This is a genomic window from Salinispora sp. H7-4 (assembly GCF_013416675.1).
Lineage (GTDB): Bacteria > Actinomycetota > Actinomycetes > Mycobacteriales > Micromonosporaceae > Micromonospora > Micromonospora vitiensis.
Genome location: NZ_JABZED010000002.1, coordinates 218,863 through 220,097, shown reverse-complemented (window position 1 = coordinate 220,097; position 1,235 = coordinate 218,863). Strand labels below are relative to the sequence as shown.

1 protein-coding gene is annotated in these 1,235 nt (G+C 71.5%); it reads right to left on the bottom strand.

Features of this window, described 5'->3' with window-relative positions; all coding sequences use genetic code 11:
• Window positions 1–1,171, bottom strand: a 1,171-nt coding sequence (locus H0524_RS01105) for an FAD-dependent monooxygenase (RefSeq protein ID WP_180196978.1), incomplete at its 3' end; no start/stop codon positions are given.
• Between the last annotated feature and the right edge of the window lie 64 nt (window positions 1,172–1,235).

Below are 1,235 nucleotides of genomic sequence, written 5' to 3'. Positions count from 1 at the left end.
GCATGCGTCTGCCGAGGAGGGGGTGCTCGCCCGGGCCGAGGTCGTAGTGGATGCCGAGCCCGCTGAGCATTCCGGCGAGGTGCTCGGCCGCGTCGGTGTGGGTGATCAGGTCGGCGAGGACGCCGCGGAGCGGGTCCAGCTCTGCGCCGGTGAGTCGCAGCTCGATGGCGGCCCGGGCGTTGCGGGCCAACTGCCGTCCGATCGGGTGGCGTTCGGTGTGGTAGGTGTCGAGCAGCTCCGGTGGCGCCCAACCGTGCACCGCCGCCGCCAGCTTCCAGCCCAGGTTCACCGCATCCTGGACGCCGACGCTCAATCCCTGCGCCATCGCCGGCGGTTGTACGTGGGTGGCGTCACCGGCCAGGAAGATCCGGCCGCGCCGGTACTCGGAGCTGACCCGGGACGCGTCGGTGAAGCAGCTGATCCAGCGGCAGCATCCGTGATGGATGGACTCGCCGGTGAGTCGCTGCCAGGAGTCGGCCAGCTCCTGATAGCTCAACGAGCTCCGGTCTCTCGGTGGCATGCCCCGTTCGTGTACGACGACCCGGGTGACACCGTCCTCCAGATCCATCGCCATGACCATGCTCCCGTCGGGCAGATTCTCGCCGATCCGCCGACGCCGGGTGTCGATGCCGGTGACATCGGCGGTGTAGAACCCACGGGTGGGCTCGGAGCCGGTGAAGTCGATCCCGGCCCGCGCGCGGACGGTGCTGCGCCCGCCGTCACAGCCGACCAGAAACCGGGCGGCCTCCCGGCCGGAGCCGGCGGGGCCGTCGACGGTGACGACGACGCGGTCGGGGCCCTCCTCGAAGTCGGTGACCTCGTGGCCGCGGAATACCGGCACCCCCAGTTCGGTCACCCAGCCTTCCAACATCCGTTCGGTCCGGTACTGGGAGATGCCCCGGGCGCCGGCATGGTCCTCCGGTAGCTGGCCGAGGTCGATCGGCACCCCGCCGAAGTGACTCTCCGCGGGCTCGGTCGGGCCCAGCCGGTCCAGCAGTCCGCGCTGCGCGAAGCACTCGGCGGTACGGCGGGTGAAGCTGGCGCCCCGGGACTCGGTCGGTCGCGCCGCCAGTCGTTCGTAGATCGCCACATCGACGCCACCGAGCCGCAGTTCCCCGGCGAGCATGAGGCCCACCGGTCCGGCGCCGACCACGATCACGTCCCGGGTCATCGGGCGGTTCCGTTCTGGGGGGCGCCGAACCAGCGGGTGAGGGCGTGGGTGAGGTCGTGGGTGC